The following is a 19879-nucleotide window of genomic DNA, read 5'->3' on the forward strand; positions in this document are numbered from 1 at the left end:
CGCTCACGGTGGGGGCCGGAGCAGTGCGGATCGCCCGCTCGCACCGCCGCTCCGCCTGCCCCCTACGATCAGCATGTGAGCGCGTGGAACGACACCCTGGATGCCGCGGGCATCCGCGAACCGGCGTTGCGGCGGGACTACACCACGCAGCGCACGTACGTGGCCCACTACCGGCGTGCCTCCTATCTCGCGGCCCGTCTCCTGCTGCCGAAGGCGGTCCTGCCCCATGTGATCGCGGCGACGGCGGTGATGCATCACGGGGACGACCTGCTGGACACCGGCGCGAAGCCGCAGCGCCTCGCGGCCTGGACGTCGTGGGAGCAGGAGATCCGCAAGGCGCTGGACAGCGGGGTGAGCGACGATCCGCTGATCCGCACGCTGCTGCACACGACGACGGCGTTCCCGCGGCTCCACGAAGTGGTGGAGCGGTATCTGTGCACCGCCACGGCCGAGTTGGAGTTCACCGGCTTCGCCACCGAGGCCGACTACCAGGCCTATGTGGACGCCTATGTGCTGCCCGCCTTCATGCTGGTGGCGTCCCTGCTGGGTCCGGAGGACGACGCGGAAGCCTTCCGGGCGGGATGCCGGGTGTTCATCGACGGCAGCCAGCGGCTGGACTTCGTCAACGACCTCGCCGAGGACCTGGTGGAAGGGCGGCCGGGCATCCCGGCGCAGACACTGGAACGCTTCTCGGTGACGGTGGAGGACCTCGCGCACCGGCGTGAATCTCCGGGCGTGCAGGCACTGGTGGAGCATGAGATCGAGACAGCCCGCGCCTCTTTGCTGGCGGCCAAGGCGCTGCCCGTGCTGACCTCGAACCCCAGCGGAGTCCTCTTGGAGGCGGTCATCGACATCGAGCTGCTGACCGCGGACGCCGCGCTCGCACGCGGTGCCCGGCTGCTGCGCGGGTCCGTGTCACCGCCGATGGCGGGCTCGCTGCGCGCCGTGCTGCGCGCCCGTCGGACGGCCCGCCGAAGGCGCTGAACTCCCCCGGTCCGAGGCGCCGCCCGCCCGGCTCCGTCTCAGGCCGCCCGACGCCGGTGTGCGTCCGCCTGTCTCGAAGGCGCCGCCAACCCGACCCGGTACGTCGTCTTCAGCGGGTCGACCACGGGCTCGCCCAGCACGATCCGTCCGGCCGCACGCAGCTCCTCGCACACGGCCGTCGGCAGGGCCACGTAACAGCCGCCGCCGACGCCCCCGGCCGGGAGCCAATAGCCGTACCGGACCGGCCGGTTGGCGTGGACCGTGACGAAGACCGGTGTGCGTGAGTCCCCGATGATGCGCAGCACGTCGGACACGCGTGTCCCGGGCGGGGCGCCCGGGTCCGGACGGCGCGGCGGGGAGGGGGCGCGCAGCCGGGTGACCTCGGCGACGGTCACGGACTCGGCACCGTCGAGGCCACCGCGGCTCGGGGCGGGCACGGCGCGGGGTCCGTCGAGCGGTCGGGGCGCGTGGGACGGGATGGGGCGGGCGGCGAGGAGCATCGGCACGGTTCTTTCCTCAGGGATGGCCACGACACCGCTCACCCGTTCGGGCGCGGTAGTGATCTTGCTTGTGTACATTCTGGCGTCCACCACTGACAAGGCGGCTCGCCCCGCGCGCCGGCCCGTTGCCGAACCGACCGGGCAGCCGCCGTCGATGCCGTACGAACCTCGGTTCAGGGGTGCAGTTTCTCGCCCTTGGCCAGCATCGCGACGTACGTCGCGATCCGGCGCGCTCGGGTCTCGGCCTTCTTGGCGTCCTGGATCCGGTACAGGATCGCGTAGCGGTTCTGGCGGTCCAGTGTCTCGAAGAACGCCGCCGCGGCCGGGTCCGCGGCCAGGGCAGCCGCGAGATCGTCCGGCACGCCGGCGGTCCTGCCGCCCTCGTAAGCCGCCTCCCAGCGACCGTCGGCCTTGGCCCGGTCGACCTCGGCCTGCCCCGGTGGACGCATCCGGCCCTGCTCGATCAGCGCGGTCACCTTGTCCCGGTTGATCTTGGACCATTTGCTCCTGGGCCTGCGCGGCGTGAACCGTTGCAGCCACCATCCCTCGTCGGCCTTGGCCTTCTGGCCGTCGATCCAGCCGTAGCAGAGGGCCACGTCGAGCGCTTGGGCGTAGTCCAGCGCCACGATGCCGGGGCCCTTCTTCCGCAGCCTGAGCCAGATGCCGGGCGAGACGCCGTGATTCTCGCCGAGCCAGGCCTCGAATGCCTCGGCGGACGCGAAGGTGACGATCTCCAGTTCCTGAGCCACGTCAGCAGCAAACCACAGACGGCCCACGCCCATCACCCATTCGGGCACAAGTTCGAGTACGAGCCGCCCGGGAACTGAGCGAGTGCCCGCCGTCCGCCTCGTACAGGGTCCGCGTCATGCGGGCCGTCTCGTGCGGTCCGTCTCATGCCGTCTGCCGATGCAGCAGTCTGGCCAGCAGGTCGTCCAGGGTGACCAGGCCGGCGAGACGGTCGTCCTGCCCGCGTACCACGGCCAGGGACGCACGGCGGCGGCGGAGCTGCTCGATGGCGTGGCCGACGGTGTCGTGCGCGGTCAGTTCCGGTACCGGGCGGGCGAGTTCGCGGGCGGTGGCGGTACGGCCGCGCCCGCGGGCGATCAGGGCGTCGCGGGCGTGGACCGAGCCGACGACGAGATCGCCGTCGCGGACCAGGAGACGGCTGCGGTCGTGCGCGGCGGCCCGGCTCAGGATCTCGTCGAGGCCCGCACCCGCCGGCACGGAGGTGATCTCGACGGCCGGGACCTGGAGCTCACCGACCGGGGTCTCGGGCTCGGTCAGCGAGTTGGTGATCAGCTCGGAGTCGTCCTTGCTGATCAGGCCGAGCCGCTCGGACTCCTCGACCAGGTGGGTGAGCTGTTCGCGGTTGTGGACGGAGGCCAACTCGTCGCGCGGGGTGACCCGGCACAGCCGTACGAGACCGTTGCTCACCCGGTTGAGCACCCAGATCAGCGGGCGGACCGCTTTCACCACGCCCCGGAAGGGCGGAGCGAGGAGCATCGCCGAGCGCTCCGGGTGGGCGATGGCCCAGGACTTGGGGGCCATCTCGCCGACCACCATGTGCAGGAACACGACCACGGTCATCGCCACGGCGAAGGCGATGCCGTAGCTGAGCGCGCCGGGCAGGCCGAGGTCGCGCAGCAGCGGGTCGAGTTCGTGCGAGATCGCCGGCTTGGACACCGAGCCCAGGCCCAAGGTGCAGACGGTGATGCCGAGTTGGGCGCCGGCCAGCATCAGCGACAACTCACGCATCCCGGCCAGGGCCGCCTTCGCTCCGCGCGTGCCCTCGGCGGCGGCCTTCTCCATGCGGTGCCGCTTCGCCGCGACCAGCGCGAACTCGGCGGCGACGAAGAAGCCGCTGCCGATCAGCAGCAGGACGGTGACGAAGAGTGCCGTCGGAAAGCTCATGCCTGCTCCTCCGCCCGTTCGGTCCGTCGCTCCAGGCGGACGCGCTCCGGCACATGCCGGTCCAGCGTCCGTACGTCGATGACCACGCGGCCTCCGTCCGGCAGGTCCACGGTGAGGCGGTCGCCGACGGCCGGGAAGCGGCCGAGCCGGTCGACGATCAGGCCCGCCACGGTGTCGTAGTCCTCCTCCTCGGGCAGTTCGATGCCGGTGGCCTCGGCGACCTCGTCGAGGCGGCGGCCGGCGTCCACCAGCCAGCCGGCCCCGTCCTCGACGGCGATCTCGGTGACGGTGTCGGACTCGTCGGCGATGTCACCTACCAGTTCCTCGGCGATGTCCTCGTAGGTGACGATGCCGGCCACGCCGCCGTGCTCGTCGAGGACCACGGCGAACTCGTCGTCCGAGGCCCGCATCTGCTCCACCGCGTCCGGCAGGGACAGGGTGTCGGGCAGCAGCAACGGGCGGCGGGCCAGGGCCCCCGCGGTCGTCCCGGTCATCCGGTCGGCGGGCAGCCGCATCAGCTCCCGCACCCCGAGGACTCCGGTGACGTCGTCCGGGTGGTCGCCGAGGACCGGGTAGTTGGAGTGGCCGTGCTTGCCGATGATGTCGACGGCTTCGGCGGCGCTCGCGTCCTTGCGGACGAAGACGGAGTCGGCGCGCGGCACCATGACCTCGTCCAGGGTCCGGTCGGAGAACTCCAGCGCGTGGTCCAGCAGGGCCGCGGTGCCGCCCGGCAACTGGCCCTGCTCGTGGGACTCGCCGATCAGATGGCCGAGCTCCTCCAGGGTCGCGCCGTGGTGCAGCTCCTCGACGGGCTCGATACCGACCTTGCGCAGCAGCGTGTTCGCCGCGCCGTCGAAGACGCGCACGAGCGGGCCGACGACCTTGAGGTACGCGAGGGTGGAGGCGGCCAGCGACTTGGCCAGCCGCTCCGGGACGGCGATGGCCAGGTTCTTCGGCGCCAGCTCGCCCAGCACCATCTGGACGACGGTCGCACCGACGAAGGCGAGCACGACCGAGATGCCGCTGACAGCTCCATCGGGGATGCCCAGACCGGACAGCACCGGCCTGAGCAGCGCGGACACCGACGGCTCGGCGATGAAGCCGACGACCAGACCGGTCACGGTGATGCCGAGCTGGGCACCGGAGAGCATGAACGACAGCCGCTCCAGCACCTTCAGCGCGCGGGCGGCCTTGCGGTCCCCCGCCTCGGCCGCACGCCCGAGAGCGAGCCGGTCGGCGGAGACGTACGCGAACTCCTGGGCGACGAAATAGCCCGTACCCGCCGTCAGGACGAGCACGGCCAGCACACCGAGCCAGGCTTCCACGGCACTCACCGGACACCACCCCGCCGCGTGCCGTGCTCAGGAATGACCTGGCGGGGAGGTCGGGGACTGTGCCCCGAGGGGTCCGTCGATCTGGCGGACAAGGCTGGTGCTCCTCTTTCATGGTCGGACTCGTAGAACGATTCTGGCCACATCCCGGTTCCCCGCGCCTCCGGGACGGCTCACCGCGGCGGATCTCGGACTTTCCCCGGCCGGGGACCGCGTTGTCGGCTCCGGCCCGTCCGACCTCTTCCCGTGCCTGGACCGGCCGGTCCATCTCCGCCTCAGGCCGCTTCGCGCCGCTCACGGTCCTGCCGCTGCGCCGTGCCGTGAGCTGTCCCGCGCGACTCAGAGAGGTGTCGCCGCGTGCAGGATGAGGACCATCGTCACCGCGGAGTTCGCGGACGACATCGCCGACAGGGCCGTACCCGCCGCCGCCACCCATGCCGCGAGACCCACCGGCGTGAACAGCGACGGCCAGCGGCGTGTCACGGGGGCGGCTCCGAGCAGGGCCGCCACCCGGCGCGGTACCGGCCCCGCGACCGCGAACCCCGCCAGCGTGGCCGACGGACTCCCCCGGGAGACCAGGGCCGCCTTGCCGATCGCGATCGCCACGGTCCGGCGGCTGCCGACGGCCTCGGCCGCCTCTTCGTCCGCCCAGCGTTCCGCCGTGTAGGAGACGGCCGTACGCAGGGGGTGCAGGAACGGGTTGGCGCGCGCGGCCAGTTGGACGGCGAGCAGGAACCGGTGGTGCCGGCCGGCCAGATGGGCCCGCTCATGGGCGAACAGGGCGCGCCGCTCGGCCGGTTCGAGGCAGTCCAGCAGGGCGGTGGTCACCACGATCCGGTTCCGTCGGCGGTCCGGGAGCGCGTACGCGTACGGCAGTTCGTCGGGCAGGACCACCACCTCATCACCCGGCAGCCCGGCCAGCGCGCGGTGGGCGCGGCGGCGCACCCGGCCGTGCCGCCACACGGTCCGCCCGCAGGTCGCCAGCACCACGCAGAGCGCGGGAATGGCCGCCCGGCCGACGATCTCGTCGTACGGGACCGCCGCACGCACCTCCGGGTCCGACCAGCCGTCCGGCAGCGGATTGCCGGGCAGTTGGGCGGTGCCGACCACCATCACCAGGCCCAGGCACACCGTGCTGCACACCGCCATGACCGCGGCCACGCCGGTCAGCAGCCGGGTCGCCGTGCGGGGGTGCAGCCGCTGCTCGGCCAGGCGCGCGATCGGCCAGGCACTGAGCGGCAGGACCAGCGGAAGAAAGACGAAGACCCCCATGAGGCGTCAGTCTTCCCTCTCGCTCCGGGAGTGATCCAGCAGTTCGCGCAGCAGACGTTCGCCGTCCGGGCCGAGGCCGGTGACAGAGCCGGCCGGCACCGCGCCCCGGTCGCGCTCCGCGTCCAGCACCCGGCGCATCCGGTGCGCGGCCAGACCCGCCTCGTCGGAGGCGGGCGTCCAGGCGACGGACCGGCCCGCCCGTTCCCGCGTCACGACACCCTTCGCCAGCAGCCGGGTCAGGATCGTGATCACCGTCGTCGAGGCGAGATCCCCGCCCAGCCGTTGCTGCACCCAGCCCACCGACGCGGGTCGCCCGAGTTCACCACCCCACCCACGACGGCATCTACAACATTTGGGCCTGGGGCCGGGACGTACGGACGACCACCGGCACCGACATCCACGACGCCGAGAACCTGCCCGGCCTCGCCCGTCCCGCGGGCAGGTCGGCCCGCGCCCTCAAGGCCGAGGCCCGCGCGGTGCAGGACGCGCCACGGCGGGCTCACCGTCGCTTCATGGGCTCGCCCTGGGATGCGTACAGGTGGGGGACAGACAGGAATGTGATCGTGCTTTGCGGACAGGTGCACCGAGTTACCGGAAACAGTCGGCAGGTGGGAAGCGGTCTCGTTCATGGTCAAGGCATCGGATGCGACAGCCGGGGAAGCGGCCGAGACGGACACGGCGGTCAGCGGCCGGAGACACACGGCCCCGGCGGCACCAGGTGTCCGCCGGGGTTTCCCCTCCGCGCCCCTGCGCAGCGGCCGGGTCGACGGACTGGACGGGCTGCGCACCCTCGCGGTCGCCCTGGTGCTCGTCTACCACGTCGACCACTCCCTGGTCCCGGGCGGCTCGATCGCCGTCGACGTCTTCTTCACCATCAGCGGCTTCGTCATCACCCGCCTGCTGCTCGTCGAGTACTCCCGCACCGGCTCCCTCGCCCTGCTCCCCTTCTACCGGCGCCGGTGGCTACGGCTCGTCCCCGCGCTGCTGGTCCTGTGCGCGGTCTGCGTGGTGCTGCAGACGACGACCTCGCTGTGGAGCTTCGACGGCTCCTGGCAGGCGGTGGGCCTCGCGGCGACCTTCCTGACGAACGTCTTCAGGGCCGCGGAATTCGGGTCGTACTCCGGCGGCCCCCTTGCGCACACCTGGTCGCTGGGTGTGGAGGAACAGTTCTATCTGCTGTGGCCGATCCTGCTGCTGTTCCTGCTGCGCCGCCTGCGGCCCCGTACGGTCCTGATCTGCACCGCCGCGCTGTGCGTGCTGCCCTTCCTGTGGCGCTGCCTGCTGTGGAACCCGGACGCGGTGCACCGCATCTACAACGGCACCGACACCCGCGCCGACGAACTGCTGGCCGGCGCCCTGGTCGCCGTGGCCCTGGCGCGGCTGCGCACCGACGACCCGCGGCTGGCGCTGCTGCGCACCTGGGCCGGACGGCTCGCCGTGCCCGCCCTCGCCGTCCTGGCGCTCGTGGCGTGGAAGGTACCGGTGACCGGGGACGCCGGTGTCTGGACCGCCCTCTGGTACACGGTCGGCATCCTCGGCGTGGCGGTGGTGTCGGCCACCCTGGTCGCAGGGCTCGAACTGCGGCCCGACGGCCTGCTGTCCCGTCTGCTGGGGTTCGCGCCGCTCGCCTGGACCGGACGCAATCTCAGCTACGGCATCTATCTGTGGCACTACCCCGTCGTGCGGCTGCTGGCCTCCCTCGACGTGAAGGAGGGGCTGCTGTCGGCCACGGTGGTGCTGACCCTGGCGATGGCCCTGCTGTCGTACCACCTCGTCGAACGGCCCTTCCTGCGCCGGGCCCGCCGGCACCGGACCTGACGGCGGCAGGGCCTCCGAGGCCGCCGCCGGCAGGCCCGGCCGTCAGGTTTGGCCGCGCTCTCGCCCGAGTGTTCCGCGGAGCCGGGAGGCGGGCCTGTTTCCGCGGGTCAGGGCCTGGCCGGCTTGACCTTCCTGTCGACGCCGTTCACGCGCACGGTGACCTTCCCACGGTCGCGGGCGCGGTCGGCCACGATCCGGTACGACGTGACCTTCCCGTCCCGCCACGCGCAACTGACCTCATAACCGCCGCGGGCGCGGAGCCCGGTGAAGGAGCCCTTGGCGCGCCAGCCGTCGGGCAGGGCGGGCAGCAGGTGGATGGCGCCGTCGTGGCTCTGCAGCAGCATCTCCACCACGGCGCCCGAGATACCGAAGTTGCCGTCCATCTGGAAGGGCGGGTGGTTGCAGAACAGGTTCGGCAACGTGTTGTACGTCAGCAGTCCGCGCAGCATGATCTGGGCGCGGTGTCCGTCACCGAGGCGGGCGAAGAGCGCGGCCCGCCACGGCCAGGTCCACGAGCGGCGGCTGTCGCCCGACACCGTCGCGGCGGTGAAGGGGACGCCTTCCTTCTCTCCGCACCTCGCCTTGAGCGAGACCAGGGCGGCGGCCGCGAACTCGGCCGTCCTCGGGGTGATCTGGCGGCCGGGATAGACGGCGAAGAGGTGCGAGGTGTGGCGGTGGATGTCCGTGGGGCTGTCGATGTCCTCCTGCCATTCCTGCAACTGCCCCCATTTCCCGACCTTGTTCGGCGCGAGACGCGCCTGCAGGTCCGCGACCTTCGCCCGGTAGCCGGGGTCCGCGTCGAGGACGGCCTCGCAGTCGAGGTAGTTCTGGAACAGGTCCCAGATGATCTGCTGGTCGTACATCACGCCGTCCTCGCGCGGACCGTGCTCCGGGGACCAGCCGTTCGGTGAGACGAGGAGTCCGTCCTCGCGTTCCTTGAGGTGGTCCTCCCAGAACTCGCAGATCTCCTTGATCATCGGGTGCGCGACGGTGCGGAGGTAGTCCAGGTCCTGGGTGAAGGCCCAGTGTTCGTAGAGGTGTTGGGCGTACCAGGCGCTCGCGACGGTGTTCCACTCCCACGCGTTGCCGCCGTAGATGCTCTGGCTGGTGCGGGCGGTCCAGCCGCGTGTGTCCTTGCCGAAGGCATTGCGTGTGGCCACCCGGCTGGGCACGGCGACCTGCTGGACGAACTCGACGAGCGCCTCGTGGCACTCCGGCAGGTTCGTGGTCTCGGCGCCCCAGTAGTTCATCTGGATGTTGATGTTGGTGTGGTAATCGGACGCCCAGGCCGGTGAGTTGCTGTCGTTCCAGAGGCCCTGGAGGTTGGCGGGCAGTCCGCCGGGGCGGGAGGAGCTGATCAGCAGGTAGCGGCCGTAGTCGAACATCGCCTGCTCAAGGGTCGGATCGTCGCCGCCCGCGGCGTAGCGCGCCAGCCTTGCCTGGGTCGGCAGGGCGGCGACGGCAGCCTCGGAAGTGCCCCAGTCGACGGACACCCGCTGCATGAGTGCCCTCACCTGGGCGGTGTGTTCATGGCGCAGCGTGTCGTACGGCGTCCTGGCCGCCTTGTCGAGCGCTCTGTCGAGGGCCGTCCGCGGATCGGCTCCGCGCCACCCGGCGCCGGCGTCGAGCCGGTAGTCGGTGCGGGCGTCGAGCAGCAGGGTCAGCGTCGTGCAGCCGGCGAAGCCGAGTGCCGAGCCGTCGGCGCTCAACGTGCCGTCGGTGTGCACCACTTGGACGGCGCACGCGTGCTTGAGGCCATTGCCCAGCACTCCGTGGAAGGCGATCCGCCCGTTGCCGGGGTCGACGGTCGTCGGCGCCCCCTCCTGTGCGGACGTCAGGGAGATGGTTCCGGAGAGTCCCCCGGCACGCTCCGACGTGTACCGGAAGACCATGACGTCCGCGGAGCGGCTCGCGAACGTCTCCCGCCGGAAACGTCGCCCCGGCGCGCCGAAACGGGTCACGTGCACCCCGTCGGTGAAGTCCAGGGCACGCTGGTAGTCGACGCACGTGCGCAGCGTGCGGGTGTCGAATCCGGTGCCCTCCAGGGCGACTTCGGCGATCTGGAAGCCGCTGGACGACGCGCCGGGGGTGAACGTGAGCCGGTAGGCGCGGTACGCCGTGGTGTTGGCGATCCGGAAGGTCCGGGTCTCGCCGCGTCCGGCGAAGGGGGCCGCGGGATTCTGCGTGTCGAGCGTCACCCACTCCTGCCCGTCCTGCGAGGCCTGGAGCGTCCAGCGCCGGGGATCGTCCAGCGGCCGGTCCGGGGCCGCCGTGAGGGCGTACGAGGTGACGGTGGCGGCGCCGGCCAGTTCGGCCTGCCAGACGACCGCCTTCACGGCGCCGCCCACCCGCCACACCGTGGCCCGATCGCCGTCCACGGAACGGGAGATGTCCGTGTCCCCGGACCCGGCCTCGGACCCAGCGCCCGACCCGGCCCCCTCTGCGTGCCCGCTCGGCGAGGACAGGTACACCGAACCGACTCCGCTGCCGCCGCCGAGGACGACGCCCGACAGGCCGATCTCGCTCACCTGGAAGTGGCTGACCCCCGCCTTGGGCACGAAGTCGAACCGGTAGAACCGATACGACCCGCTGTCGGCACAGGTGAACTCCTTTGTCTGGAACCGGCTTTCGAAGGGTCCCGTCAAGGTGCGGCTGTCCAGGGTGGTCCACGTGGCGCCGTCGGCCGAACCGGCGAGCGTCCACTGCTGCGGGTCGCGATCCGGTACGTCGTTGGCACTGGTCAGCCGGTAGGACGTGACGTCGACGGGTTCGGGCAGCTCAACCTGCCACTGCACCTTGGAACCAGGCCCATCGATGCACCACTTGGTGCTCGACATGCCGTCGTACGACTTGTCGACCCCCTCCGCCGAGGAGGAGTTGTACGGTCCTCCCGGCGCGGTGACCTTCGGCCGGGCCCCGTCGGGCCCGAAGGCGACGACGACATCACCGAAGGTACGGTACGAGCCGAAGCCGGTCATGCTGGTGTCGAAGGCGTCGTCCGGCCGGCCGGCGAGGGCGTTGTCGTAGTTGTTGACCCCTCCCCACAGGCTCTGCTCGTTGAACTGGATGCGCTCCTCGTCGGGATCGGCGAAGAGCATGGCGCCGAGTCGGCCGTTGCCGATCGGCAGGGCCTGCGACTGCCAGTCGGTGGCGGGGACGGTGTACTTCAGCGCCTTGCGCGACAGGGCGGGCCACTGCACGACCGCCGGCTCCGCCCTGTCGGCGGCGACGGCCGCTCCGGCGAAGAGGCCGTCGGCGAGCGGGGCGAGGGCGAGGGCACCGCCGAACTTGAGAACGCTTCTTCGCTGCGGTTCGGACGCACGGGTCACGACAGATCTCCCAGCCATTGGTCGGTTCTTCTGACGGAGGGAAGCACGGCCTCAGCTGAAGGCAGCGCCCATCATCACCAAGTGACACGTCGGATGTCTATAGGGATGCTGCACCGTGAATTTGGGATCGCTGCGCTCGTCCTGCGCCGCTGGCCGCTATACGTAGGATGTATGTTTCGCAGCGGTCTGAGGGTGCGCGGAAGCGTGCATCACCGGAGCGCTTCGGTGCCGCGGTCGGCCGCGAGCACCGTGCGGAGAGGGAACGCGATGAGCAGCGCGACGGCGACCAGGAGCCCGCTCGCCCACAGCGGCCCGAGGTCTCCGGCCGCGGTGTCGAGGGTGGTCGCGGCGACGAGGGGGCCCACCGCGGCACCGACGTTGAGTGCGGCGGTCGCGTAGGAGCCGGCCATGGTAGGGGCTCCTGACGCCTCGTAGAGCACCCGCGTGATCAGTGTGCTGCCCAGGGCGAACGACAGGACGCCCTGCATGAACACGAGGGCGAGCAGCGCAGTCGGTCGGTCGGCCAGCAGGGCGAGGGCCGGCCAGCCGACGAGCAGCAGCGGACCGCCCGTCGCCAGAACCAGACCGGGTCGCTGGTCGGACAGCCGCCCGGCGACGGTGACGCCGACCAGGGACCCACCGCCGAAGAGGACCAGGGCCACGGAGATCCACAGCTCGCCGAGCCCGGCGGTGCCGGTCACGACCGGCGCGAGGAAGGTGAAGCTCGCGAATGTCGCCGCGTTCACCAGCGCCCCGAGCAGCAGCACCGGGAACAGTCGCGGACTCTTGAGCTGTGCGAGCTCCGCCCGCAAGGTCGGCATGTTGCTCGCGGCTGTGTCCGTGCGGCGCGCCGGGACGCCGGTCAGGATGCCGATCGCTGCGGGCAGGCAGAGGGCGGCGACCGCCCAGAACGTGGCCCGCCAGCCGAGCAGGGTCCCGAGTACGGCCCCTCCCGGGACTCCGGCGATCGTGGCCACCGTGGTGCCCGACAGCAGTACGGCCAGCGCCCGCCCCTTCTTGTCGGGCGAGACCAGTGCGGCGGCCGTCGTCAGGGCGACCGCGAGGAATCCGGCGTTCGCGAGGGCCGCGACCACTCGCGTCGCGAACAGGACGGGGAAGCTGGAGGTGGCGGCACCTGCGGCATGGGCGGCCGAGAAGACGAGGACGAACCCGAGCAGGCTCGACCGTCCAGGCCGGTTGCGGGCGAGTGCGGCCATCAGCGGGGCACCTGCGACCATGCCGACCGCGAAGGCCGACGTGAGCGTGCCGGCTGTCGCGACGCTGATGTCGAGGTCCGAAGCGATGTCCGGCAGGAGTCCGGCGAGCATGAACTCCGAGGTGCCCATGGCGAAGACCGCCATGGCAAGCAGATACAACGGGAAAGGCACGAGTGGCTCCGAGGTGAGGAGAAGCGCGAGAAGGTCATCTCGTCACCGCGGTCAGCCCCGACGGCACACCGCCCGCTCGCGGAACGCGCGGCGGCGGAACGGCTGAGAGCTCAGTGGTTCTGGGGGCTGACGGCGTGACCGAAAGCCCCCACCCTGTCCGACTCAGGACTCGACATGGCCCGCACGCTACCCGACCGGCCCGCGCGGAGGCATCTCGGTTTCAGCGGCGTGGTCCGTCTCCACGGCCCGCGAGTCCGTCTGTCACTTGTCCGTCAGTGGCTGCGGGGAGGAAGCTGTGCCGAGCCGTGCCACGCGGTGTCACGTTCGGCGGTCACCTCCACGCCTTCGCCACCGCTGCCGCAGGCACCACTGGCATGACCTTCCGCGGCAGCACACCGCGCACCTCGAAACGCACAAGTCCCCCCGCAGGACAGAGAATCCAGCACAGGGACGCGAGGGAGCTCTGTGAAGTCCAGCGTGTCCTGTCCTGCGGTCTGCAGATCGCCTTCTTGACCTGCGATGAAACCGCTGGTGCATCAAGTGGTCACTCCCGTCCATCTGCTGGCGGCGGCTGCCTACCGGCGGACTGCCGAGATCAACCCGCCGGGCCCCTCGTCGAGTTGTGGCGGGGTGCTGATCGGGCGGCCGTAGGCGGCGGCGCACTCGCGCAGGGTGCGGCTGTCGGCCTCCCAGCCGTGCCCGGCCAGCCAGCCCACCGGATCGTCGGGCGTTTCCGAGACCCACAGGGACGCCGCCGATCCCGGCGCGGCGTCCGCGCCGAAGCGCTCCAGCACGCCCCGCGAGCCCAACGTCAGCCCCATCCGGCTGCCTGGCGCCGATCGTGCGCTGATCCGGGCCAGCAACAGCTCCACCGCGTCCTCGGGCAGATAGATCAGCAGACCCTCGGCGATCCACACCGTCGGCGCGGTCCGGTCGTGCCCTGCGGCGGCGAGTTCGCTCGGCCAGTCCTCGCGCAGATCCGCCGCGACGGTGATCCGCTCGCAGCGCGCGACGGCCTGCTCCCGGTGCAGCACGGCAGCCTTGAAGTTCAGCGGGGCGGCGGTGTCCAGCTCGAACAGACGGGTGCCGTCGGGCCAGTACATGCGGAAGGCCCGGCTGTCCATGCCGGCGCCGAGCAGCACGACCTGCCGTACCTCGGAAGCCGAGGCCTGCCGCAGCAGGTCGTCGAGGAACTTCGTCCGGATGACGATGGACAACGACACTGCCCGTCGGCGGCGTTGAGCGGCCTCGTCGCCGGGCAGCGGCGGCGAGGAGGGCCACAGGCCGCCGGCGGTGGCGAAGGCCTGTGCGAGCGGGTCCCGGAACAGCGCGTCCTCCCGCTGCGTCTCCAGGGCCCGGACTCTGGCGACCCCCACCGCCGTGGCCCACACTCCCGACGGCCGCACATGTTCCTGCCCATCGCTCATCACGCCAGCCTAAATGGCCGACTCGAAGACGGCTGATGTGTGGGGCCGGTTGCAGCACGGCAGCCACTCCGTGTCCGGGCACAGGCACCTCGCCGAGGCACACGTGTGCCCCGGCACGACCGACTCGGCCCGTCCCACCCCGTCCGTCGGGGCCGAACGGCATCGCGGCCGTGGGCTTCGGTCCTGGGTCATGTCAGCATGAGCAAGCCCGATTCGGTCCTCGGACCCTGGAGGTTTGCATGCGTGCAGGCGTCGTGGTCGCCGCGCACCCCGGTGTGGAAGAACTCGCCGTGACGGCTGAGGAGTTGGGCCTCACAAGCTTCTGGGTCTACGACACCCCGATGGTCCACGGGGACCCTTTCGTCGCCCTGAGCCTGTGTGCGAAGGTCACTCGCCGCATCCGGCTCGGGATCGGTGTGACCTCACCGGCGTTGCGCTCGGCCCCGGCCGCGGCGAGCGGGTTCGCCAGCCTCAACGCCCTGGCACCGGGCCGGATCATCTGCGGTGTCGGCACCGGAAACACCGCCCGGCGTACGGTCGGCATGCAGCCGACCACGGCAGCCGCGATGGAGAACTTCACCGCGGCACTACAGGATCTGTGTGCCGGGCGCTCGACCTCGTACCGCGAAGGTGACCGGGTGCGCGACATCCGGTTCCTGCATGCCGGGGCACAGGTGAACACCACCGATCCGATCGAGTTCGTCGTGGCCGCGCTCGGCCCCAAGGCCGCCGCCGTCGCCGGCCGCCGCGGCGCCGGCCTCATCTCCTTCGGCCTGCTGGACCCTGCCGCCTGGCAGGCACTGCACGCCGCCCGAAACCGAGCCGCCCACGGCACACCCCGCGCCCCCGGCTCCTCTCCGGACTCCTACCTGGTCACCGCCCTCCACCTGCTGCGCGACGACGAAGACGCCGGCGGTGACGCGGCCCGGGACGCGACAGGTCACCTCGTGCTGTCGCTGCTGGACTACGCCGCCGACACACCCGCCTTCGCCGCACAACTCGGCCCCGAACAACGCGAAGTGGTACGGCACCTCCTCGCCCGGCGCGGCACCACCGCCGACGCGCCGGACCGGTACACCAAGCTCTATCCCGGCTATCTCGGACGCATCGCACCGCGCGACCGGGACCTGGTGCTGCCCTCGCTGATGAACAGCGTGGCCCTCGTCGGCACCCGCGACGACCTGCGCACCCGCATCACCGCCCTGGAACGGGCAGGCGTCGACGAACTCCTCGTCCAGCCCGTGATCGACCCGCCCGCCGAGATGGCCCGACTCGCCGGACTCCTCGCCTGAACACCCGCTCGCGGGAGGGCGGCACGGCCTCTGGAAGTACCGCATCCACGCGTCCTGTCAGGGACCTGCGCGTCGATGCGGCACCAACGCTCAGCGCAGTACGGCCGCCAGCAGATCGGCGCCCAACGCCGTCAGGTCGGGCAGGTTGAGGGTGTACCGGACGTAGCGGCCCTGCCGTCGGGCCGTCAGCAGGCCCGCGCGGCGCAGGACGGCGAGGTGGCGGGAGACTTCCGGGGGTGAGAGTTCCCAGAAGTGGGCCAGTTCGGCGGTGGTGTGCGGGCCACGGGCCAGGGTGCGCAGCAGCCGCAGCCGTACCGGGTGTGCGAGCGCCTCCAGCCGGAGCGTGACCGTCTCCAGGGAGACCGGCTCAGCCGGGCTCGGCTCGGCGACGGGGTACTGCACCACCGGGTGCCACCCGGGGGCGTGCACCGCCACCAGGTGGGGGCGGCCGAAGACGCTGGGGATGAACGTGACCCCGGTGTCGCGAGCGGCAGTCGCCTTGTCCTGCACCTTGTCCACGACGATGCAGTCGCCGTCCGGGGCCAGGGTGATCGCGCCGGAGACCGAGGCGAGTGCCGCTGCGAGGCCGTGGCGCTTGAGCAGCTCGTTCTTCTGCCGCAGATCAGTGGCAAGCTGCACCGCGGCGCCCGCCCAGGCGTCGTCGAAGAAGGCGGCGGCGCATTCTTCGAGGGTGTGGCGCACCCGCGATCGCACCGCTGCCGGGTCGGCGAGCAGCCGCTCCGCGAAGGCCTCCTGCAACGCGCCGCGGGCCTGGGCCACGTCCAGGGCCCGTTCGCGTGCCGCGGTGTCGGTGAGCGGGGACGCGCCGCGGAAATGGATCCGGTTGCTGCCGCAGGTGGTGACGAGCGCGGCCGTCACATACGTCTCGTCGTCGATCCGGTCCACGTCGTCCAACTCCTCGGCGAGGGTCGGTCGGGGGCGCGCGGGAATCAGGAAGTCGGCCTGCGAGGAGCGCCAGAGGAACTCGGCCTCCCTGAGCCGTTCGGCCAGCTCGGGTCGCAGTCCGGCCCAGACGTCCGCGGCCCAGCCGGCGAGCTGCGGGTGGTGCCCCGGTTCGGCCAGCACGTGCAGCATCGCGGTCAGCTCGGCCAGCGGGGAGGCGGCGAACCGCACGCGGTCGGACGAGAGACCGCTGATGTCGATCTTCAGCGTCATCCCGCCATCATCACCGTTCGAACAGCCTGGTAGGGGTGTCGATTGACGATGTGCGTCAACCGACGTGCTCCGCCCCGGCAGCCGAACGCACCGTCTGACGCCATGACAACCATCTCCGGAATCCGGCCCCGCGCACTCGTCCGCGCCTCAGGCGGGCCCCGCTATGTCGTCGCCCTGGCCGTGGACGCGCTGGGCACCGGCCTGCTGCGGCCCTTTCTCCTGCTCTACGGCGTTACCGTGCTGAGGCTGTCCGCTCCGGTCACCGGTGCCGCCATGACGGTCGGCATCGTCGCGGGTCTGGGCTGCATGCCCGCCGTGGGCCGATGGCTGGACCGCGGCGCACGCAGCACGGTCGTGGCGGCGTCGATGCTGGTGCGGGTGCTGGGTGTGGCGTTGCTGCTGGCCGCCCCGGCGGGGTGCGTCTGGCTCTTCGCGACGGCGGCGCTCTTTCTGGGCATCGGCAACCAGGCCTGGCCGGCCGCCCATGCCACGCTCGTGGCCACGGTCGCCCAGGGCCGGGAACGAGACACCGCTCTCGCGGGGGCCCGCGCCCTGCGCAACGCCGCCCTCGGTGTCGGCGCGCTCCTCGCGGCCGTTTGCCTGGCGGGCGGCACCACCGCACTGCGGGCGCTGGCGGCGGTCACCGCGCTCGCCTACCTCGCCGCGGCCGCGCTGGCGTGGTCGGTCCACGTGCACGCCCGTCCGGCGACGGGGGCCCCGGCCAAGGCCCGGCACGACGAGCCCGCGCCGCGGATGCTCGACCTCTTCGCCGCCAATGTGGTCTACGTCTTCTGCCTCAACGTTCCCGAGGTCGCGCTCCCGCTGGTCCTGGTGACGCAGCTCCACGCGTCGCCGGTGTGGTCGGCAGCCGTCTTCGTGCTCAACACGGCACTGGTCGTCACGCTGCAAGTGCCGGTGACCGTCCTCATGTCCCGTTTCTCCCGGCGGGCCGTGCTGGCCTTCTCCGGCGTGGTGCTGGCCGCGTCCTACCTCGGCTTCCTCGCGGCCGGTTCACTGGGGCCCGGCTGGGGCGCCCCGGCCATGGTCGCGGTGTCCGTGGTCTGCACCGTCGGCGAGATCATCTATGCCGGCAGTGCGACCGCGCTCGTCACCGCACTCGCCCCGGCCCATGTGCTGGGACGTGCCCTCGCCCGTTTCCAGCTCTCCACGGGCTTCGGCCTCGCCGTCTCCCCGGCGGTCATCACCACGCTCGCACCCCGCGGACCAGCCGCCCTCTGGGGCAGCCTCGCCGCAGCGACCCTGCTCTCCGCGGCCGGCGTCGCCACCGAGAAGGACCAGGGAACACGGCTCGCACGCTCTCCTCGCTGTCCAGCTTCCCGATGAGGACGTCGGCCGACAGATCCACCGGCGATACGCGGTACTCGGCACCCCGGAGGGCACCGCTCACTACCGGGTGACTCATGGCGGTGACAGCCACTCCCAGCTTGACGGGGGACGGGCGCGGCTCCACGGGGCCCTGCCGCCTTCGAGGAAGGCGAATTCCGGGTCTTCGTCGGCTTCGCTTTCCCGGTGCCCTCGGCGATCTGGCAACTCAGGGTTACCCCGCTCCCCCGAACCACCCGACTCGCTCTTCTGCGGCGTTCGACAACTCGCCTCAGCCGAACGCGGCCTTGAGGACGGTGAGTGCCGTTCGCGGGTCGGCGAGGGGCTGGTAGATGCCGGGGATCTCGTGGTCGTCGAGGCCGAGCAGGGTGTGGACCGCGTGCATCGCGCCGCGCACGGAGTACTCGACGGTGAAGACCACGTCTTGCGGGATCTCCGTGAACTGGCCCAGGAAGGCGAAGTTGGCCGCGCCGCGCGGGATCACCGGCGGCCGGTCGTGGGTGGTGCGTGGGGCGAACTGGCTGGTGATGTACGGCAGCATCACCGGGATCACGGTCGTGGTCGCCGCGACCTGCTCCTCGATGTCCGACAGGCCCAGATGGCCGAGGAGTTCGGTGAGGATCTCCCGGCCGGTCGCCTCGGCCATCGGCTTGCCGATGAAGTCGCCCTCGTTATCGATGAACAGGCCATAGCCCCAGAGGGTGTAGACATCCTCGGGCTGCCCTTCGAAGTGCGGGGCGTGCGGCACCACAAGGGACATGAGCCAGTTGGAGTCCTTGAAGGTCATCAGCGCGCCGGTGCCGGGCAGGTTGCCGGACAGCTCCTCGATGCGGTGCAGGAGCAGCGGGCTGCGCATGGTGAGGGTGAAGGACTCCCACTTCGCCTCGTCGACGTTACCGTTGAAGGCCGCCGGCCGGCCGAAGTCGTGGGCCTTGGCGGCGATCGCCTCCCACAACCGCCAGCCGCCGTCGCGCTTGTCGCGGATCAGAGCGGGGGCGCTGTCGTCGCTGCCGTAGGCCGCGTCGGCGGTCATCGACCCCAGAGTGAGGAACGCGTAGTCGGTGTCGGTGAGTTCGTGGACGTCCGGCTGTCCGGCGCGCTCGAGGTGCAGACGCCGAACTCGCCGGATGCCGTTCGCCTCCTCGGTGAAGTCCACGTCGGTGACCCGCACGCCGTGTTCGAAGACCACGCCGCCGGCCTCCAGCCAGGCGCGCAGCGGGCGGATGATCGAGTCGTACTGGTTCAGCCGGGTGCGGCGCACCCCGGACAGGGTGTGCATGCGCGGGAACTCCTGCATGAAACGCAGGAAGTAGCGCTTGAGCTCGATGGCGCTGTGCCAGTTCTGGAAGGCGAAGGTGGTGCGCCACATCGTCCAGAAGTTGGTCTCGAAGAAGTGCGGCGAGAAGAAGTCCTCGATCCGGCGGGCCCCGATCACGGTCTCGGGCAGCATCAGCAGCCGGGTCAGTTCCAGTCGGTCGCGGCTGTCGAGGCCGTAGTCGGCAGCGTCCAGGATCGTGGCGCCCTTGCCGATCAGGCGGGCCTTGGCGTCGGTGGGCCACTTGGCGTTGAAGTCACGGATCTCCTCGCGCACCGAGACGGTCGGGTCGGTGAGCGTGGGGATCGTCTCCAGGAGGTTCCACAGGCAGGTGTACGCCTCCTCCTCCAGCATGCGCCCGCCGCGGGTGACGTAGCCGGCGCTGTCGCCACCGCCGTCCATGGAGCCGCCGGCCACCGGCAGTTCCTCCAGGACGTGGATGTGCTCGCCGGGGAAGCCGCCGTCGCGGATCAGGAAGGCGGCGGCCGCCAGGGAGGCGATGCCGCCGCCGACGAGGTAGGCGTGCGACTGGTGCGGAGCGTCGGTCATGACGTCCCTCCGATCTGCCGCCGGTGTCTCACGGGCGGCCGGCAGTGTTCTCGGGCCGCGCCCGCCGGTGAGCCACAGGTGTGTGAGGTCGGCGGCGGGCGGGGCGGCGCCGGCTCGGTCCGGCCGAGCGTGACGCCCGTGCCGTCCAGTCAACTCGCGGGGTGTTCGAGCAGGCAGGGGCCAGATGTCCCTGCCGGCGCGCCGAGGGGCCCGGACCTGGTGCGGGTCGTCGACCCGACGGCC

Annotated in this window: 14 protein-coding genes and 1 pseudogene; 4 read left to right on the plus strand and 11 right to left on the minus strand. The window is 71.5% G+C overall.

The window, feature by feature from the left end:
- Positions 1-75 precede the first annotated feature (75 nt).
- Entirely contained in the window at positions 76-984 is a 909-nt protein-coding gene (locus DI272_RS00470) for a squalene/phytoene synthase family protein (protein ID WP_109493156.1), read from the plus strand.
- A 38-nt stretch (positions 985-1022) separates the two neighbouring features.
- On the opposite strand, the gene DI272_RS00475 is transcribed toward DI272_RS00470, so the two are convergent.
- The 6 genes and pseudogenes from DI272_RS00475 to DI272_RS00500 all read right to left on the minus strand — a co-directional run.
- Positions 1023-1484: a cell envelope biogenesis protein OmpA gene (locus DI272_RS00475; RefSeq protein WP_309221693.1), complete on the minus strand. Its 462-nt coding sequence runs from the start codon at positions 1482-1484 to the stop codon at positions 1023-1025.
- A gap of 173 nt (positions 1485-1657) precedes the next feature.
- The gene (locus DI272_RS00480) at positions 1658-2266 is read right to left on the minus strand and encodes a YdeI family protein (RefSeq protein ID WP_181387494.1); all 609 of its coding nucleotides are present in this window, start codon (positions 2264-2266) and stop codon (positions 1658-1660) included.
- A gap of 109 nt (positions 2267-2375) precedes the next feature.
- On the minus strand, positions 2376-3395 hold the full coding sequence (locus tag DI272_RS00485) for a hemolysin family protein (RefSeq protein WP_109493158.1): 1020 nt from the start codon (positions 3393-3395) through the stop codon (positions 2376-2378).
- Complete coding sequence (locus DI272_RS00490; RefSeq protein ID WP_109493159.1) at positions 3392-4729, minus strand: hemolysin family protein; 1338 nt, start codon at positions 4727-4729, stop codon at positions 3392-3394. Before DI272_RS00490 ends, DI272_RS00485 begins: the two co-directional genes overlap by 4 nt.
- A gap of 336 nt (positions 4730-5065) precedes the next feature.
- Positions 5066-5998 carry a M56 family metallopeptidase gene (locus DI272_RS00495; RefSeq protein ID WP_109493160.1) on the minus strand — a complete coding sequence of 311 codons (933 nt, stop codon included), beginning with the start codon at positions 5996-5998 and terminating at the stop codon, positions 5066-5068.
- Positions 5999-6004: 6 nt separating this feature from the next.
- A pseudogene (locus DI272_RS00500) lies at positions 6005-6319 on the minus strand (BlaI/MecI/CopY family transcriptional regulator); the annotation flags it as partial.
- Positions 6320-6625: 306 nt separating this feature from the next.
- On the opposite strand from DI272_RS00500, the gene DI272_RS00505 reads away from it, so the two are divergent.
- The gene (locus DI272_RS00505) at positions 6626-7816 is read left to right on the plus strand and encodes an acyltransferase (RefSeq protein ID WP_109493162.1); all 1191 of its coding nucleotides are present in this window, start codon (positions 6626-6628) and stop codon (positions 7814-7816) included.
- Between the two features lie 107 nt (positions 7817-7923).
- On the opposite strand, the gene DI272_RS00510 is transcribed toward DI272_RS00505, so the two are convergent.
- From DI272_RS00510 to DI272_RS00520, 3 genes are all read right to left on the minus strand, one after another.
- The gene (locus tag DI272_RS00510; protein ID WP_109493163.1) at positions 7924-11145 is read right to left on the minus strand and encodes a glycoside hydrolase N-terminal domain-containing protein; all 3222 of its coding nucleotides are present in this window, start codon (positions 11143-11145) and stop codon (positions 7924-7926) included.
- Between the two features lie 209 nt (positions 11146-11354).
- Positions 11355-12533 carry a Cmx/CmrA family chloramphenicol efflux MFS transporter gene (locus tag DI272_RS00515; protein ID WP_109493164.1) on the minus strand — a complete coding sequence of 393 codons (1179 nt, stop codon included), beginning with the start codon at positions 12531-12533 and terminating at the stop codon, positions 11355-11357.
- A gap of 575 nt (positions 12534-13108) precedes the next feature.
- Positions 13109-13960, minus strand: coding sequence for a class I SAM-dependent methyltransferase (locus DI272_RS00520; protein ID WP_109493165.1), 852 nt, complete (start codon positions 13958-13960; stop codon positions 13109-13111).
- A gap of 239 nt (positions 13961-14199) precedes the next feature.
- Here DI272_RS00520 and DI272_RS00525 point away from each other — a divergent pair, with 239 nt between their 5' ends.
- Positions 14200-15252, plus strand: coding sequence for an LLM class flavin-dependent oxidoreductase (locus DI272_RS00525; RefSeq protein WP_109493166.1), 1053 nt, complete (start codon positions 14200-14202; stop codon positions 15250-15252).
- A 90-nt stretch (positions 15253-15342) separates the two neighbouring features.
- Here DI272_RS00525 and DI272_RS00530 read toward each other — a convergent pair whose 3' ends face one another.
- Positions 15343-16428: a DUF5937 family protein gene (locus DI272_RS00530; protein WP_109493167.1), complete on the minus strand. Its 1086-nt coding sequence runs from the start codon at positions 16426-16428 to the stop codon at positions 15343-15345.
- 102 nt (positions 16429-16530) lie between these two features.
- On the opposite strand from DI272_RS00530, the gene DI272_RS00535 reads away from it, so the two are divergent.
- The gene (locus DI272_RS00535) at positions 16531-17772 is read left to right on the plus strand and encodes an MFS transporter (protein ID WP_109493168.1); all 1242 of its coding nucleotides are present in this window, start codon (positions 16531-16533) and stop codon (positions 17770-17772) included.
- Between the two features lie 271 nt (positions 17773-18043).
- Here DI272_RS00535 and DI272_RS00540 read toward each other — a convergent pair whose 3' ends face one another.
- Entirely contained in the window at positions 18044-19636 is a 1593-nt protein-coding gene (locus DI272_RS00540) for an oleate hydratase (protein WP_109493169.1), read from the minus strand.
- Positions 19637-19879 lie beyond the last annotated feature (243 nt).

This window comes from Streptomyces sp. Act143 (assembly GCF_003143935.1).
Taxonomy (GTDB): domain Bacteria; phylum Actinomycetota; class Actinomycetes; order Streptomycetales; family Streptomycetaceae; genus Streptomyces.

Excerpts from the sequence above, each read along its gene's own strand:
- DI272_RS00475 (WP_309221693.1), bottom strand. The coding sequence starts at position 1,484 with ATGCTCCTCGCCGCCCGCCCCATCCCGTCCCACGCGCCCCGACCGCTC.
- DI272_RS00480 (WP_181387494.1), bottom strand. The coding sequence starts at position 2,266 with ATGGGCGTGGGCCGTCTGTGGTTTGCTGCTGACGTGGCTCAGGAACTG.
- DI272_RS00485 (WP_109493158.1), bottom strand. The coding sequence starts at position 3,395 with ATGAGCTTTCCGACGGCACTCTTCGTCACCGTCCTGCTGCTGATCGGC.
- DI272_RS00495 (WP_109493160.1), bottom strand. The coding sequence starts at position 5,998 with ATGGGGGTCTTCGTCTTTCTTCCGCTGGTCCTGCCGCTCAGTGCCTGG.
- DI272_RS00505 (WP_109493162.1), top strand. The coding sequence starts at position 6,626 with ATGGTCAAGGCATCGGATGCGACAGCCGGGGAAGCGGCCGAGACGGAC.
- DI272_RS00520 (WP_109493165.1), bottom strand. The coding sequence starts at position 13,960 with ATGAGCGATGGGCAGGAACATGTGCGGCCGTCGGGAGTGTGGGCCACG.
- DI272_RS00525 (WP_109493166.1), top strand. The coding sequence starts at position 14,200 with ATGCGTGCAGGCGTCGTGGTCGCCGCGCACCCCGGTGTGGAAGAACTC.
- DI272_RS00530 (WP_109493167.1), bottom strand. The coding sequence starts at position 16,428 with ATGACGCTGAAGATCGACATCAGCGGTCTCTCGTCCGACCGCGTGCGG.
- DI272_RS00535 (WP_109493168.1), top strand. The coding sequence starts at position 16,531 with ATGACAACCATCTCCGGAATCCGGCCCCGCGCACTCGTCCGCGCCTCA.
- DI272_RS00540 (WP_109493169.1), bottom strand. The coding sequence starts at position 19,636 with ATGACCGACGCTCCGCACCAGTCGCACGCCTACCTCGTCGGCGGCGGC.